Here is a 15350-nt window from a genome sequence, read left to right as displayed (position 1 = left end):
TCTGATGCAGGGGTTGCGGGTGTTACGGGGGAACGCGTGTCGAACAGGCCGACGGACTGGCACATACTCGACCTGGACCACGATCCGACGCCGGGCGACCCACAGCGCGTGCGCAGGCTCGCGGGCTCGCTGCACGACTTCGCCGACGACGTCGCGGGCATCCTGCGGGACGTCAAGGGACTGGCGAACGACGACGCGGTCCTGAAGTGGGCGGGCAAGACGGCGGACGCCTTCGCCTCGGAGTTCGAGGACGTCCCCGGCCAGCTGAAGAAGCTCAAGAAGTCCTACGACATCGCCGGCGACGCGCTCGCCTCGTACTGGCCCGACCTGGACGACGCCCAGCAGAAGGCGGACAAGGCGCTGCGCGACGGCCGCAAGGCCCGCCAGGACCTGTCCACGGCCAGGACGGCCCTCTCCGGCGCCGACGACTGGGTGCACCGGGCCACCGCGAAGGCCGACTCCTACGACCCGGACAAGAACCACGGCAAGGACGTGCCCCCGCCGGACGAGGCCGACGTCCGCCGCGCGACCCGTGACGCCCAGCACGCCAGGGAGCGGCAGACCGCCGCGCAGAAGGACGTGGACGACGCCCAGGGGCTGCTGGACGCGGCGAAGAAGCTGGCCGCCCACGCGAAGGGGCTGCGCGAGGAGGCCGCCCGGCGCACGGTGAAGAAGCTGCACGAGGCGTCCGACGCCGGCATCCACAACCGCCACTGGTGGGAGGAGCCCATCGACTGGGTCTCCGACCACTGGGACGAGATCGTCACGGTGTGCAAGTGGGTCGTGACGATCGTCGGCATCATCGTGATGATCGTGGGCGGCCCGCTGGGCTGGCTGGTCTTCGCGGCGGCTCTCGTCGTGCTCGCGGACACGGTGAGAAAGATGCTCAAAGGCCAGGCGGGCTGGGGCGATCTGATCTTCGCGGTCCTCGACTGCATCCCCGCCACCAAGGGTTTCACGAGCCTCGCCAAGATGGGAAAGCTCTGGAAACTGGGCGGCATGCGGGCGCTGGGCGGCGCCTTCATGAAGGGGATCGGCGGGGGCATGAGGGGCCTCGCGGAGAGTGTGCGCAGCATGAAGAACCTGCGCTTCTCGTCCTTCAGCATGATGGGCAGAAACCGTTGGTGGAAGACGGATTCACCGCACGTCGGACCTCCCACCAGAACACCGGACGACGCACTGCCCTCGGACATCCCGATCTACCACAAGGACGGGGCCACCGCGATCGGCTACGACCCGTCCACCCTTCGCAACTTCGACGTGGCGAAAAGACTTCCGGGATACCAGGACGTCATCATTCACGGCACCACGGACGGACGAATGGTGGCCGGTGAGGCAAATCGCGCGGGCCAGGCGGCCGGCGGTCACACCATTAACCCGAATCACGTCCTTGATACCATCAGGCGAATACCTGGATACGATGGCGGCCCCATCCGGATGCTCACCTGCCATTCGGGGACCGCTCAGCCTCACGTGATCCAGGACATGGCCAATTCGCTGGGCGTTCCGGTCAAGGCCCCGACCAACGCGGTGGGCGTCCCGAGCTTCGGCGAGGGCCCCTTCACGCCGAAGATCAAGGATGGTGGAAGTTGGCTGACTTTCCTGCCGATGGCCCAGTGACAGGCCAGGGAACGACCGAGGAGCTCAGATGATTCGACCTGTCGGGTTCTTTTCCGAACTCGCCCCCGGCTGGGGGTTCCCTACCGACGGGCCCATGCGGGATTCCGTCAACGCGGCAGGGGAACCGGACGAGGCGGAGATCATCTCCTACCTCGGAAACGGTATCGGAATCTGGAGCGAAATGAGCGCGGGTCCCGATGTCCTGGACCCGGAGGCTTCCGAACTCTCGGGTATCGGATCGCTCTACACGGACGGGATCTGGCTGTGGCGCCAAGACCTCTCCTACTATCTCGCGAAATATCACGTCTCCCTTCCCCCGGATTTCGTCACCCAGGTGAGGAATGCCCGCCACCAGGTCCCGGAGGTACCGGAAAGCAGATTGGTCGAGATCCTGACACAGGACCTCGGGATCGAAATGGACTGATCGACGTCCAGCCGGACGACGCGAAGAGAACCACCTACCGCCGAAGGAATCAGCACGTGACCGCGCGCCCCGACAGACCTGCCGACCTGGGCTCGTCATCAGGCTTCTCCCTGTCCGTACCGGACTCCTGGTGGGAGTTCGACATCCGCCCGGAGGGACGGGACGCGACCGTCCGCGCGCTCGTCGACGAGCGGATCCGCGAGGTTCCCGAACTCGCCGATCACCGCGGTGACCTGGCGGCCGTACTGCGCAGGATGGCCAAGGACGCGTACGACTCCGGAGCCGTGTACATGGGCTGCATGGCGGAGAACTTCGACGGCGTTCCGCTGACCGCGACCCTCACCGTGTCGGTGCTGGGCGCCGGGAACCAGCGGGGCGTGGCCCTGTCGACCGACCCGCGTGCGATCGCCGAGAGCCTGCGGCCCGTCACGGCCCGCCGCGAGGGGGACGCCTGGCGCACGGTGGCGACCGTCGACATCCCCGAAGTCGGTCCCGCCGCCCGTGCGTTCGGGGTGGAGGACGTGCCGGTCTCCCAGGGCGACACCCGTACCCTCCGCATGGTGCTGACCCAGACGTACATCCCGGTCCCGGGAACCACCGACAAGGTCGTTCTCGTCTCCGGAGCCAGCCCGGTGCTCGACCTGGCCGAGGCGTTCCACGACATCTTCGACGCGGTCACCGGCACGTTCCGGTTCGTCTGACCGGGACTCCGGTGACTCGGGAGGGGGAACCGACATGGGTGGTGGCGGCAAGAGCGACCTCGCGCTCCCGCTGAGCGAGCTGGAGGACTACGGCGAGCGGCTGCGGGACATCAAGACCCGGCTGAACCACACCAAGAAGCTCTTCGAGTCGTACGAGGACGACCTCGGCGACCACACCGTCTACGACGCCCTGGGCGACTTCGAGTCCGGCTGGGAGGACGGCCGCGAGGACATCGGCCAGTCCCTCGACGCCCTCGCGAAGATGTCCGACGCCGTCGTCCGCGAGTTCCGGAAACTGGACGACGATCTGGCCAAGAACGTCTCCGAGGGAGTGAAGACCCAGGAGAAGGACGGGGCGAAGTAGTCCGGCGGCGACGGCTGCCGGACAGGTCGCCCGCGCCTCGCCGTCCCCGCCGAGCCGACCCTGCCAGGAGACCCATGGACGACATCTATTGCTGCCGGATCTGCGGTGAGGCGGCCCCTCCGATCGAGGGCTTCTGCGAAGAGATCATCGGTTACCGGCTGATCCGGGACCCTTGGGCCGACACGCCCTCCTTCCTCGACTGCAACCTCCACTTCTCCTGCCTGGAGGAATCCGGCAACCGCGATCGGTTCCACAGCGAGTTCCTCCGGTTCGTGCAGGCGGGACACGAGGAGATCGAGGGCCCGGACGGGCCCCTCCCGCCCCTCACACGAATGGGCCTGGGAATGTTCCCCGTCTTCTCCGGCGACGAATGCGACATCTTCCAGAGCCGGGTGTCCGACCGCTGGGCGGTCGTGCGGAGGACCGGTCCCTGGCTCGGCCTCGGCCTCTCCCAGCTCCGGGTCATCGGCGCGGGCGGAGTTCCGGTCTCGCCCTCCGACGTGACCCGCTACCGGCTTCCCGCAGATCTCGGGGACCAGGTCGGCGACTACGACCTTCCCGGCCTCCTCGGCGCCCTCGGAGTGACGCACCGGTACTCCGATCCTGCCCGTCTGGCCCGGGTCGAGTACCGCTTCGTCGACTACTACCCACCGAAAAGGCTTCTCGACTACGTGGCCGCGGTCCCCCTCGACCTGCCCGAGGAAGCCCGCGGTTTTCTCGCCGCTCACGCACAGACGTACAAGCCCGTCACCTTCGACGAACAGGATGTGTGACCGGGTGCGCCCACCAGAACGGTCCGGGAGCCGTCCACATGTGCGCGTCGACCTCGACGACCCCGAACTGGACAGGGGACTCGACCTGTCACTGACCTACCGGGGTGAGTTGTTCACCGGTGAGACCGTCGAGAAGAATTCCCGGACGGGACGGATTGTCGCCGTGACCGCCTGTTCCGACGGACTGGAGGACGGTCCCGTGCGCGAGTGGTACATGGACGGGACCGGCAGAGCGGAGGGGCAGTGCCGACGGGGCATCCCGTACGGCCGGTGGCGGGAATGGCACCCGAACGGCCGGCTCGCCGTCGAGAAGGAGTACGGCGAGCGGAGCGAGGTCAGGTCGATCAAGGCGTGGTCGGACAGCGGCCTGCCGATCGACGACCGGACGTTCGACGTCTGACCTCGGAACCGGCGTGGACCGAGCGGCTCCCGCCGGGCCGGGGGATCGGCCCAGGTCTCGTCGGGCCGGGGGCTCAGCCCACCTCGTTCTCCGCCACCGCCCGCCCGTGGACGGTCACGTCCCCGCCGTAGAACATCCCCGTGAAGACCGGAGAGTAGGTCAACTGGACCTCCACCTCGACCTGTTCGGCGTCGGCGCTCACGCAGTGGGTGGCGGCGACGTCGGCGCCGGACATGCCCATCTCGCGGGCGAACGCCTTCACCCGGGCGCCGCAGTTCTCGAAGTTGATGGGCGCCGGGCCCTTCTCGTTCTCGTAGAGGGACTCGAGGTCGATGTCCTGGGCGGCGTAACGCGCCGCCTGCTCCGCGATGTCGGCGGCCCGCTCCCGCTTGGAGATGGACATGCCGCCGTCGATGACGAAGGCCGAGAGCGAGAGGAAGACCAGCGCGAAGATGATGACCGCGCCGGCGCCCGATCCCCGGTCGTCCAGCCGTTCCCGGCGCGCGGCGGCCCAGCCGCGCACGGCGAGCACCGGCTTCACGCTCTTCCCTACGACAGAGGCCGGCTTCACGCCCTTCCGTACGACGGAGGCCTCCCCTGCGGAGGAGCTCGCCCTCATGCCGCCCTCCGGAACGGGTCGAGCGGTGAACTGAAGGACGCCTGAAGGGTGGTGGGCACATCGAGGCCGATCATCGCGAGGCCCCGCACCTCGCAGCTCACCTCGACGGTGAAGAGCGTGTCCGGTACGAAACCCGCGCTGGTCTGCGTCACGTTCACCGGCCCCGAGCAGACGTCCCCGAGATCGGCCTCGGCCGCCTTCCTCGCCTCGGCCATGGCCGTCACGGGGTCCTTCTGGATCGAGCCGGCCCGCGCGGCGTCCCGGGCGGCGCCGTCCAACGCCCCCCGCCCGTCGACCAGTTGCCCGAACGCCACCAGTACCAGAATGAAGAGGATCATCACCGGCGCGAGGATGACCACCTCGATGGTGGACAGCCCCCGGTCGCGCCCGCGCCCGGACACACGGTCCGAGAGGGCGGCGAGCAGGGCCTTCGGTCCCGTCACGGCCTCTCCTCCTTCACGAACCTCTCCACCGGGCCCGCGGACCGCGCGTGCACCGTCAGGTCCAGGCCCGGGAAGACCGCGGGGACCCTCGCCGTGATCTCGACGCCCACGGTGTTCTGCTCCGGCTGGAGCATCGTCACGTCCGGGGACAGCACCAGCTTCGGGCCGAGCTGGCGGATGTAGCTGTCGACGACGTCACCCGCCTCGCCGCGCCACGCGCCGGGCCGCGCGTCCGCGGTGGCGCGGGCCTTGCGGGCGCCCGCCTGGGCCGCCGCCTGGGCGACGTGGTCCGCGAAGAAGTACAGCGCGAACTGCACCGTCGCGAAGATCATGAAGAAGAGCACCGGGGTGAGCAGCACGAACTCGATCGCGGTCATGCCGGAGTCACCGCGGGCGGAGGCTGCCTCCACCCTGCGGCGCACCCAGCGGCGTACCCCTCGGCGTTCGCGCACTCTCATCCCCGTACGGACTCAGCAGGTCTTGCTGGCGGTGGTGCCCTCGATGCACTTGCCGACCTTCGTCGCACCGGTGTCCAGCGCCTTGCTGATGATCGCGGCGACCACGCCGACGATGGCGACGACGACGGCGGAGATGATGACCCACTCGACCGCTGACGCGCCCCGGTCGAGTTCGCCGGAGCGGGCGCGCTGCACCCGGCCCTGGAGGAAGGTGATCAGGAAGTCCACCCCCGGGATCCCGGTGCTGAAGTTCCGTCCGTTCATGGTGAGTTGTCCTCTCGAAGGATAGTGGTGGTCGGCCGGCGGGGCTTCGGGCACCGCGGACGATCAGACCTGGAACACGCGCATCGCCGCTGGAAAGATCAGGAAGACCAGGAAGCCCGCGCACAGCAGCAGCTGGGCGACGAGCATCGACTGCGACTTCTCGCCCGCGCTGCCCTCGATCTCGGAGAGCTCCCGGTGGCGCATCGTCTCGGCGCGCGAGGCGAGCGACTCCCGCACCTTCGCGCCGTCGTCCGCGACCAGCGCCAGGGAGGCGGACAGGTCCTTGAGTTCCTCGACGCCGAGTTCCTCGCCGAGCGCGCCGAGCGCCTGCCACTGGCTGATGCCGGTGATCCGGGCGTCGGCGAGCGCGTTGCGGATGCGCCGGGTGGCCCAGCCGTCGGAGATCTCGGCGGCGGCCATCAGCGCCTCCGGCAGACCACGGCCGCCGGCCAGGCTCATCGACACCAGGTCGAGGTACGCGCCGATCACGCGCCGCAGGTCGCGCCGCTTGTCCACCGCGTCCCGCCGCACCTCCAGATCGGGGAGGAAGAAGAAGACGACCGCGAACAGCAGCGCGAGCCAGACCGGGATGATCGGGCTGCGTCCGACCCCGAGGGTCCAGACGACGGCGAAGAGGAACGGGCCGAAGAAGACACCGGCCGCGGCCAGCAGCACCTTCGTCGCGAGGAACCCCTCCCAGCTCCGGTCCAGGACGGCGAGATCGGCACGGAGCGAGCGCTGTTCCCAGCCCTGCTGGAGGTAGAGCTCGGCGACGCGCGAGCCGACCTGTGCCCGCAGGCCGCCGAACCGCCCGCTGTCCCGCTGTCCGTGGTGCGCGGACTCGTACGCCGTCCCGCGGGCCCGCATCGCGTCGATGCGGGCGACCTGCGCGACCGCGCTGCGCTTCGACGGCATGAGCGCGCGGACGAGGACGTAGACGCCCAGGCCCAGGACGGCGCCGATCAGGATCGGTGTGGTCAGGTTCATCGGCGTACCGCCTCATTCCCGGAAACCGGTGTACGGGGCCGCACGAACCGCACGGACGACTCGTCCCGCACCAGGAACCGCTCCGGCGTCTCGATCGTGGACAGCTTGCGCAGCCACCAGAAGCCGAGGCCGAACAGGCCGCAGACGCACGCGAGCACGAGCTGGCCGACCGCCGTGCCGTACGGCTCGACGAACTGCCGGTTGAAGATCGACAGTCCGAGGACGAAGGCGATCGACACCGCGACGACGATCTGCACCGAGCGGCGGGTCGAGGCGCGCTGGGCCATCACGCGCTGCCGCATGTCGACCTCCTCGCGTGCCGACTTGGCCAGCGCGCCCAGCACCTGGCGAAGCCCCGGACCGCGCAGCCGCGCGTTGAGGATGAGGGCCGCCACGATGATGTCGGCGGACGCGTCGTCGATCTCGTCGGCCAGCTGCTGCAGGGCCTCGGGCAGCGGCGTCCGGGAACGCAGCCGGTCCACCAGCGCGTCGAGATGCGGTCGCAGTACGGGGGCGGAGGCGCGCGCCGAGGCCGGGATGGCCTGCTCCAGGCCGACCGCGCCCGCGATGGTGTCGCGCAGCGACTCGGTCCAGGACGCCAGTGCCTCCACGCGGCGCATCGCGGCCCGCTCCTCCGAGGCACCGCCGAAGAGCTTGTCCCAGAAGAAGACGAGGACGCCGACCGCGAGACCGGCGACGGCCCAGCGGGTGAGGAGGAGGACGGCGAGACCGGCGATGGCGGCGATCGATCCGCGCTGTCCGGCGAACCGGATCAGCTCGTTCGCGCGCTCGCTCGCCCTCTGCCTCTCGTGCTCGGGCCTGGCGGGCAGTCCGCGCACGGCGACGACGAGCAGCGCGAGGCCGCCGCCCACGGCGATCCCGCACCCGAGCGCGTACAGCACGGGCAGCGAGAACAGTCCGCCCGTGGAGCCGAGCGGGTCGAACGCCGCGAGCACCGTCGTGCCCGGGGTCACGGCCGGGGTCCCGCCCGGGGCCACGGCCGCCGTCGGGTGCGGCACCACGGCGGTCACGGCCGCCGTCATGTCCTGGGTCATCGTCATCACCAATTCCCGCTGCCGGGCAGCCGGTAGCCCTGCGCGACGAGTTCGTCGAGGCAGGCGATGGGCGCGTGCGGGACGATCCGGCCGTCCGGGGTCTCGGCGAACACCTCGCTGGACAGCACCCGCCCGTCGACGCCGTTGACCTCGCGCACGGAGGTCACCATGCGCTGGAGGCGTCCGCCGGACTCGTAGCCGTTGCGCCGCTGGATGAAGACCACGAAGTTCACCGCGCCCGCGATGAGCATCTGGCTGGCCTCGATGGGCAGCCGCTCGGTCGCCTGCAGCGCGTACGTGGAGATGCGGTTGAAGACCTCGCTGGAGCTGTTCGCGTGGATCGTGGAGAGCGAGCCGTCGTTGCCCTGCGACATCGCGTTGAGCATCGTCACGATCTCGTCGCCGAGGACCTCGCCGACGATGACGCGCGAGGGGTTCATGCGCAGCGAACGGCGGACCAGTTCGGCCATGGTGATGGCGCCCTGGCCCTCGGAGTTGGGCAGCCGTTCCTCGAACGCGACGACGTTCGGGTGCAGTTCGGCGAAGGTGTCGAGGCCGAGTTCCAGGGCGCGCTCGACGGTGATGAGGCGCTCGTGCGGAGGGATCTCGTTGGCGAGGGCGCGCAGCAGGGTCGTCTTGCCCGCGTTGGTGGCTCCCGCGATCATGATGTTCTTGCGGGCCCGGACGGCGCAGGCGAGGAAGTGCGCGACCTCGGGGGTCAGGGTGCCGTTGCCCACGAGGTCGGACATGAAGACCTTGCCCAGGCGCGCGCGACGGATCGACAGGGCCGGCCGGCGGGTCACGTCCATGACGGCGGAGAGCCGGGAACCGTCCGGCAGCCTGAGGTCGAGCTGCGGGTTCGCGGAGTCGAAGGGCCGGGACGACAGGCCCGAGTAGGCGCCGAGGACCTGGATCAGCTCGACGAGCTCCTCGTCGGTCTCGGCGACCGGGTCCCCCTTCGTCTCCCGGCCGTCGGCATAGCCGATGAAGACCTCGTCGCACCCGTTGATGTCGATGTTCTCGACTTCCGGGTCGTCGAGCAGCGGCTGGAGACGGCCGACGCCGAAGAGCGCCGCGTGGACGGCGGCCGCGTACTGCTCCTCGGTCTCCGCGTCGAGCGGGGTGCGGCCGAGGTTGATCTCGGTACGGGCGTGGTCTTCGAGTATCTGGGCGATGACGGCACGGGCGTAGTGCCGTTCGTCCTCGCCGGACATCGGGGTGACGCCGCGGACCTGGTCCTCGCGGCGCTGTTCGGAGATGCGGTCACCGGCGTCCTGCCGGAACCGTTTGACCAGCTGGTGGTCGACGGCGGTCATCGGCCGGCTCCGGCGGCGGGCTGCCCCTGCCCGGCACGGGGTCCGTCCGCGGGTACGGACCAGGCGGCGCCGTACTGCTGGTACAGGTCCGCGGTCACCTTGCGGGCCGAGCGGATGAGCAGCGACTTGTCGAGGCGGCCGCGCCTGCGTCCGGCCAGCTGGGCGGCGCCCGCCGGGTCGTCGGCGATCGTGCCCATGACGAGGGCTCCGGTCCGGGCCGCGACGAGCATGTCGTTGACCTGGTGGACGAGCTTGGCGGAGTCGCCCGGGTCGGCGACGAGGATGACGCCGATGAACGGGGTGGCGAGTCCGCCGGCGCCGCGCGGACCGCCGTGCAGCTTGGCGGAGAGGGCGGCGGCACGGTCACGGACGCGCGCGATGGCCTCGGGCTCGGTGCGGGCGAGCAGGAGCACCAGGGCGGCGTGCGGGAACAGCTCGGTCACCGGGGTGTCCCCGCTGATCCGGCCGCAGTCGGCGATGACGTCGGCGGGCGCGTTCGGAGAGTCACCGAGCTGCGCGAACGCGCGGCCCAGGGTGGGCCAGAGTCCGGTGAGACCGGCGGCCTGCTCGGAGATCCCGAGTCCGACCAGGACGTCGAGACCGCCGCTCAACGGCTGCACGTGGTCCCAGAGCTGGTCGGGGACGAGGCCGCGCCGGGCGGTCGCCGCGATCGACAGCATGCCGGTGTTCGGGTTCAACGGGCCGCCGTGGGCCGCCGCGCTGCGGTACACGAGGTCGCCGCCGGCCGGGTCGGTCTCGGCGAGCAGGACCCTGCGGGGCCAGACCGCCGCGAGCGCCACGGCGGCGGTGGTGACTCCGGGGGAACCCTTGTCTGCGGCGAGGGCGATGAGCGCCATGTCCGTCTACTCACTCGCCTCTAGTTGCCGGGGACGATGACGAGGGCGACCTGGTTCGCCGAGGCCGCGGCGGCGACGGACGCCGCCTGGCCGCTGTCCACGACGAGGGTGACCGGGAGGTTGGTGCTGCCGATCGTGCTGTCGTCCTGGTCCTGTACGTAACTGACCTTCGCCCGCTCGACGATGGGGGCACCGTCCGCGCTCGACGAGCCCGAACCCGGGGAACCCGACGAACCGCGACCGCCGGAAGCGGCGTCACCGACGCGGTAGACCGCCACCGTGTCACCGGACTTGATGCCCGCGGGGTACTGGCCCTCCTTGAGGGAGACGCCCACGGAGGCCTTGCCCGCGGGAAGCGAGGAGCCCTCGGCGAACATCTCGCCGACGACCACGGTCCCCTTGTAGATCGTGGACTTGGCCTTGAGCTTCTTGAGCTCCCCGAGCTGGCCCCACCCGACGTAGTGGATGGAGGAGTCGTCCGCCACCAGCACGGAGGTCACGTGGTCGCCCACGGACTCACCGGCCTGGATGTCGCTCGTCACCTTCACGACCTCGACGCGGTCGCCGGCGCGCAGCACCAGCATGGTGGCGCCGAGCGCGCCGACGAGGATGAGGAGCACCGCGAGGGCGGCCAGCGCGGGTTTGCGCTCGCGAGGCGGGGTGGGAAGACGCTCACCCGTCGCCGGGTGGGCCGACGTGACGGAACGGTTGTCGCCCGCCCCCGTACGCTCTTGGATCTTCACGCGACCGCTCCCCGTACACCCAAGAAAATGCCTGTCAATTCACTTGCCATTCAGGACACTTCGCCCCCGGGTCCCTTTACGGGACGTACCGCGCGACCTGGCCGGATAGCCAGCGCCGGGGCGAGTGTCAAGCGATGGCACCGTATCAGCCGCGCATAAGCCCCTCAAGGCACCTCAAGCCCCCTGAAGCACACGCGACTCGACGTTATCGACGCGCAACGAGGCCTGTTCGGTTCCGCGTTGAGACCGGCAACCGGCCGCTTGGTCACCTGTGCGCCAGCGAATCTCTGACGTGCCCATTCCCGACGGTCCGTCACCCGGTGCGCACGAGGCCTGCACGAGGTGCTTACGGACGGGCCCGCCGGGACGTGATCTTTCAGCCACACGGGGGACGGGCCACACCAGGACGAGGACACCGAATCCTTGTCGACGGTGACAGTGACCGGGCTCAGAATCCCCAGGGATCGGGATGGGGCTCGGCGGCCGGATCCTCCGACCAGACGAGGCGGGCCTCGATGTCGCACCCGAGGAGCTCGACCAGACGCGCGACGGCCCAGCCGTTCCACTGGACCGCCACGGGGAACTGCGGCACGCGGAAGGAGGGCAGGGCGAGCGGGAGCGCGTCCGGCCTGAAGACGGTCTTCCGCATCTCGCCGGTGGCCTTCTTCGGCCGGGACGACGTACGGATGTCGACGCAGTCGACGACCTGGTCCACGAGATGGAGGACGTACGCGTCCGCGGGCGCCCCCTCGACCCGGACCGGAAGCAGGCCGCCCGACTTCTCCAGGCCCTCCCGCAGCCGGTCCGCGAGCCCGGCGCCGAGGATCGGAGCGCCGGGACAGTCGGACGCGAACTCGGCTTCGCGGGCCCTCGGGTCACCCGTCCACTCGGCCGCGAACCCGGTGGGCCGCGGCACCCGATCGCCCTGGAACTGCCAGCGCTTGAGGTCGATGAGCGAGTCGTCCGGACGGAGGGTTCGCAGATTCCGCGCGCTCGGCATCAGCCGGTACACGGCCAGGGGCTCGGAGTTCACGAAGGACATCATCACAAGGTTCACGCCCGCGGAACCCCGTGAAGGTGCCGAACGCAAAGTGGGGGTGCGGTGCGGAGACGAGTCCGTCACCGCACGGACCGATGTGGCCAGGAACACGATCGGGCGACGGAGGAGCGCCGGTTCGCGCGGGAACAGGCCCATATGCCCCTGTCCGGAAGGAGGTTTCGGCCTGGCGAAACCAGGAGCCCCACGGATACCGTCATTGCCCTTGACCGACTTCGCTCAACCGATGTCCCACGGGGAGTCCTTTGTGAAGCGCCGCTCTTTGCCCGTTGCTACCGCGTTCGCCGTGACGACAGCCCTGCTGCTGACGGCTTGTGGCGGCGGGGACGGCACCCCGAAGGCGAACGACAAGATCAAGGGAGCGGACACGAGCGCCCCCGCTTCGGCTTCCCCCGACGCGAGCGCCTCGGAGGACGCGGACCGGCCCGACATCACCCTTCCGGGCGACGTGAAGGACGAGTTCGAGGGGTGGAAGACGGGGGACGCGACGAAGGACGCGATCCTCGCGGACGCGGGACGGGCACAGACGGCGACGAACGACGCCATCATCAAGGGCACGCCGAACACCCCTGGATTGGCCTTTTACTACAAGGGCAAGGCGCTGAGCTCCTCCACCCGATGGGTGCAGAAATGGCTGGACTCGGGCATCACGTACACGGGAACCACCCGTTACTACAGCCCCAAGGTCGAGATCTTCGACAGCAAGTCCGCGGGTGTCTCGTACTGTGCCGATGAGACCGAGGCGTACAACAAGGACCGGAAGACGAAGAAGGTCGACAGGACGCCCGCAGGAAAGGACGCCTACGTCCTGTACAACACGCGCCTGGAGAAGACCGGTCGGGGCGTGTGGCAGACGTCCGACGGAACCTCTGTCCGGGGGAGCAAGACGTGCGTCCGCTGATCAGGCGCCGCACGGTCGTCACCGCCGGAGCGCTCGCGATCGCCTGCGCGTTGTCCGTGCCCACCACGGCCTTCGCCAAGGGTCCTGGGGGATCCCAGTTCGATGTCGAGGGCAGCAACCAGCAGGACGGCGGCAAGACCCTCGAATCGCGGATCGTCTACAGCGGCTCCACCGGTGGCTCCCACGGCACACGCTCCAGCGGATTCACTCCTGTCGGCGACTGGTCTCCTCCCGCCTGCTGGTACGAGCCCAAGTGGACACCGGACGAGTTCGCCGAGGAGTTCCAGAAGGAGTGGGACATCCCGCACTCCAGTGGCGTCGGAGAGGCGCACGACCTGGCCGAGGAGCACTACAAGAACGGGCAGCCCTACAAGGACTTCAACAAGTCGGAGACGGGCAAGGGCATGTGGTGGGACGCGGTCCGCGACCGGAGCCGCGAGGAATCCGGCGACCCCGCCGCTTTTGCCTGCGACACCGCCACCTTCTGGGTGGAGAACGGCGAGACTCCGGCCGTGAAGAATGCGGTGACACCGGAGATCCTGGCCCAACTCGCCTACAGCCGCATCAAGGTGCCCGACACCAAGGTCACTCTCGCCCCCGAGGACACCACCAAGGTCAACCTCCCCACCTGGGCCTGGCTGGACAAGGCGACCTTCAAGGACGTGTCCGTCACCGCGTCCCTCGATGTCGCCGGGCTCAATATCTCGGCGACCACCACCGCCAAACCCGTCTCGCTCGAACTGGAGCCCGGCACGAGCGACGCCGAGACCTACCCGGCTTCCGGCGAGTGCCGGCTGAACGACGACCACTCCATCGGCGAGCCCTACGCCAAGGGCGACGCCGGACGGACCCCGCCCTGCGGAATCAAATACCTCCGCTCGTCCGGCGACGGAACCTACAAGCTCAGGGCCACCATCACCTGGAACGTCACCTGGACCGGCACAGGAGGCGCCGGCGGCGACCTGCCCGACGGGACCTTCGGGACCACCCAGGACATCACCGTGCAGGAGATCCAGTCGGTCAACCGGTGACCCGCCACTGCGGTGTGCGCGGACGGTGCCTGAAGCCGTTCACGCCCAGTGCAGCGTTCCGGAAACCGTGTCGAACAGCTCCACCATGCGATCAGCCAAGGGATCGACGGGTGTGGAGAAGTTGAGCAGCAACCAGCTCTTCGTCGTCGGAATCCGGACGTAGTAGGACAGGTTCGTGGTGGGGAGGGTGTTACCCATCTGCGTTGCAGGGTCGGCGGCTTCACGATGCCGGTGTCGTACCGCCCTTCCAGCCGTCGCCAACTCCACGACGCCCAGTTCGGCGTCCTCCCGCACGTCACCGTCGGCCAGATGCTCCGCCAGTTCGTCCGCGTCCTCGCACTCCGGCCACTCGCCCGGGGCAGGAAGGCTGATCAACAGGGAGGACGCCAGTGGCACTGGTCCGATCGTCAGCGTGGACAGGTAGAGCTCGATGCCGCCGACCTTGTGGGCCTCCTTGGCCTTGCGCTGCAAGTCCCGCATGAACTGGTCCCGAAGGCGGGGTGCGTTGTCCACCCCTCGAAACGTGCGCTCGGCGAGAGCGACGATGCCGCGGTCGCGGTCGTCAGGATCGAGCCGCAGTCGGAACCACCCGTCCGGCACGACGATGTTGTAGTCCTGCGGCGGGGAGGCGAAGTCCGCTGCGCGCTTCACTCGGTGGTCCCATCGGTGATCGGCGCTCCGTCACCCGTGGCGAGAGGGGTGAGCCGGAGTGTCTGTACGGCCTCGTCGACGAGCTCGGCGATCTCCTCCGTACGAGCGATCGCCTCCCACGTCACGGTGATGACGACCAGGCTCTTCATACCGGGCGGGAAGACCGCGTACTTGATGAACTCGGTCAGCTTCCGACCGAAGCCGAGCATGCGTTTCACCTGGAGCATCGCTTGCACCCGCACGGCGGGCCCGGCGGGCAGGTCGAGATAGGAGACCTGCGGATCCCCCGTGACCTCGCCGTTCGCCCACTCCAGCAAAAGTGGCTGGACCTCTTCCCGGGTAGGACGCTCCACGCCCTCGTCGCCGTACGAGTCGACCATGAGGTTGGCCAGAGCCTCACCGCTCTCGGTGTAGTAGGCCGCCGCGAGAGTGGGGGCGTCGTCGTTCAGGTCGACGGCCCGATCGACCATGTCATCGAAGACGGCGCTCTTCTCGATCTCCAGCGCCAGCGGGTTCAGGCTGTTCACGACTTGGGTGGCCAGTGCCTTGGCCTCGGCCTTGGTCCCCTCGCGGAGGGTCAGATCGATCCATCCGGGCTGGAACTCGAAGCAGCACTCGAAATCCTCCACCAGGGGAGCGCCCTCGTCCGGAGTGGTCATGTCCTTCCTTTCGCGCCGAGGCATGGT

The 15350-nt window shown here is 69.2% G+C and carries 20 protein-coding genes; 8 read left to right on the top strand and 12 right to left on the bottom strand.

Annotation, left to right across the window (positions count from 1 at the left end; all coding sequences use genetic code 11):
* Positions 1-36 precede the first annotated feature (36 nt).
* The 6 genes from ACICHK_RS23055 to ACICHK_RS23030 all read left to right on the top strand — a co-directional run bounded on the left by ACICHK_RS23055 (position 37) and on the right by ACICHK_RS23030 (position 4282).
* Entirely contained in the window at positions 37-1620 is a 1584-nt protein-coding gene (locus ACICHK_RS23055; RefSeq protein ID WP_406838383.1) for a putative T7SS-secreted protein, read from the top strand.
* A gap of 28 nt (positions 1621-1648) precedes the next feature.
* A complete protein-coding gene (locus tag ACICHK_RS23050; protein WP_192582485.1) occupies positions 1649-2044 on the top strand; it encodes a hypothetical protein in 396 nt (131 codons plus the stop codon).
* Positions 2045-2100: 56 nt separating this feature from the next.
* The gene (locus ACICHK_RS23045) at positions 2101-2745 is read left to right on the top strand and encodes a hypothetical protein (protein ID WP_406838382.1); all 645 of its coding nucleotides are present in this window, start codon (positions 2101-2103) and stop codon (positions 2743-2745) included.
* Between the two features lie 34 nt (positions 2746-2779).
* Positions 2780-3109 (top strand): hypothetical protein, encoded by a 330-nt coding sequence (locus ACICHK_RS23040; protein ID WP_406838381.1) that lies wholly within the window; start codon positions 2780-2782, stop codon positions 3107-3109.
* A 74-nt stretch (positions 3110-3183) separates the two neighbouring features.
* Positions 3184-3882: a hypothetical protein gene (locus ACICHK_RS23035; RefSeq protein WP_406838380.1), complete on the top strand. Its 699-nt coding sequence runs from the start codon at positions 3184-3186 to the stop codon at positions 3880-3882.
* Positions 3883-3922: 40 nt separating this feature from the next.
* Positions 3923-4282 carry a toxin-antitoxin system YwqK family antitoxin gene (locus ACICHK_RS23030; protein WP_406838379.1) on the top strand — a complete coding sequence of 120 codons (360 nt, stop codon included), beginning with the start codon at positions 3923-3925 and terminating at the stop codon, positions 4280-4282.
* Positions 4283-4355: 73 nt separating this feature from the next.
* Here ACICHK_RS23030 and ACICHK_RS23025 read toward each other — a convergent pair whose 3' ends face one another.
* The 10 genes from ACICHK_RS23025 to ACICHK_RS22980 form a co-directional block, all read right to left on the bottom strand.
* Positions 4356-4901 (bottom strand): TadE/TadG family type IV pilus assembly protein, encoded by a 546-nt coding sequence (locus tag ACICHK_RS23025; RefSeq protein ID WP_406838378.1) that lies wholly within the window; start codon positions 4899-4901, stop codon positions 4356-4358.
* Positions 4898-5344, bottom strand: coding sequence for a TadE/TadG family type IV pilus assembly protein (locus ACICHK_RS23020; protein ID WP_406838377.1), 447 nt, complete (start codon positions 5342-5344; stop codon positions 4898-4900). The genes ACICHK_RS23025 and ACICHK_RS23020 overlap by 4 nt, the downstream gene beginning before the upstream one ends.
* Complete coding sequence (locus ACICHK_RS23015; protein ID WP_406841293.1) at positions 5341-5721, bottom strand: TadE family protein; 381 nt, start codon at positions 5719-5721, stop codon at positions 5341-5343. The genes ACICHK_RS23020 and ACICHK_RS23015 overlap by 4 nt, the downstream gene beginning before the upstream one ends.
* A gap of 93 nt (positions 5722-5814) precedes the next feature.
* Positions 5815-6066, bottom strand: a complete 252-nt coding sequence (locus tag ACICHK_RS23010; protein WP_406838376.1) for a hypothetical protein — start codon at positions 6064-6066, stop codon at positions 5815-5817.
* Between the two features lie 63 nt (positions 6067-6129).
* Positions 6130-7053 carry a type II secretion system F family protein gene (locus ACICHK_RS23005; RefSeq protein ID WP_151470693.1) on the bottom strand — a complete coding sequence of 308 codons (924 nt, stop codon included), beginning with the start codon at positions 7051-7053 and terminating at the stop codon, positions 6130-6132.
* Positions 7050-8027 (bottom strand): type II secretion system F family protein, encoded by a 978-nt coding sequence (locus tag ACICHK_RS23000; protein ID WP_406841292.1) that lies wholly within the window; start codon positions 8025-8027, stop codon positions 7050-7052. Before ACICHK_RS23000 ends, ACICHK_RS23005 begins: the two co-directional genes overlap by 4 nt.
* An 86-nt stretch (positions 8028-8113) precedes the next feature.
* A complete protein-coding gene (locus ACICHK_RS22995) occupies positions 8114-9424 on the bottom strand; it encodes a CpaF family protein (RefSeq protein ID WP_151470694.1) in 1311 nt (436 codons plus the stop codon).
* Entirely contained in the window at positions 9421-10281 is an 861-nt protein-coding gene (locus ACICHK_RS22990) for a hypothetical protein (RefSeq protein WP_151470695.1), read from the bottom strand. Before ACICHK_RS22990 ends, ACICHK_RS22995 begins: the two co-directional genes overlap by 4 nt.
* Positions 10282-10301: 20 nt before the next feature.
* Positions 10302-11024 carry a hypothetical protein gene (locus tag ACICHK_RS22985; protein ID WP_406838375.1) on the bottom strand — a complete coding sequence of 241 codons (723 nt, stop codon included), beginning with the start codon at positions 11022-11024 and terminating at the stop codon, positions 10302-10304.
* 448 nt (positions 11025-11472) lie between these two features.
* The gene (locus tag ACICHK_RS22980) at positions 11473-12066 is read right to left on the bottom strand and encodes a hypothetical protein (RefSeq protein WP_406841291.1); all 594 of its coding nucleotides are present in this window, start codon (positions 12064-12066) and stop codon (positions 11473-11475) included.
* 301 nt (positions 12067-12367) lie between these two features.
* On the opposite strand from ACICHK_RS22980, the gene ACICHK_RS22975 reads away from it, so the two are divergent.
* The gene (locus ACICHK_RS22975; protein WP_406838374.1) at positions 12368-12982 is read left to right on the top strand and encodes a hypothetical protein; all 615 of its coding nucleotides are present in this window, start codon (positions 12368-12370) and stop codon (positions 12980-12982) included.
* Positions 12970-14013, top strand: coding sequence for a hypothetical protein (locus tag ACICHK_RS22970; RefSeq protein WP_406838373.1), 1044 nt, complete (start codon positions 12970-12972; stop codon positions 14011-14013). The genes ACICHK_RS22975 and ACICHK_RS22970 overlap by 13 nt, the downstream gene beginning before the upstream one ends.
* Positions 14014-14052: 39 nt before the next feature.
* On the opposite strand, the gene ACICHK_RS22965 is transcribed toward ACICHK_RS22970, so the two are convergent.
* Together ACICHK_RS22965 and ACICHK_RS22960 are read right to left on the bottom strand one after the other, a co-directional pair.
* Positions 14053-14664 (bottom strand): hypothetical protein, encoded by a 612-nt coding sequence (locus ACICHK_RS22965; protein ID WP_406838372.1) that lies wholly within the window; start codon positions 14662-14664, stop codon positions 14053-14055.
* A complete protein-coding gene (locus tag ACICHK_RS22960; protein WP_406838371.1) occupies positions 14661-15323 on the bottom strand; it encodes a hypothetical protein in 663 nt (220 codons plus the stop codon). Before ACICHK_RS22960 ends, ACICHK_RS22965 begins: the two co-directional genes overlap by 4 nt.
* Positions 15324-15350: the final 27 nt, after the last annotated feature.

Source organism: Streptomyces sp. AHU1, from assembly GCF_045343905.1.
Classification (GTDB): Bacteria; Actinomycetota; Actinomycetes; order Streptomycetales; family Streptomycetaceae; genus Streptomyces; species Streptomyces triticiradicis.
Note: the sequence above shows the minus strand (reverse complement) of the source record. Positions and strands in the feature narration are given on the sequence as shown.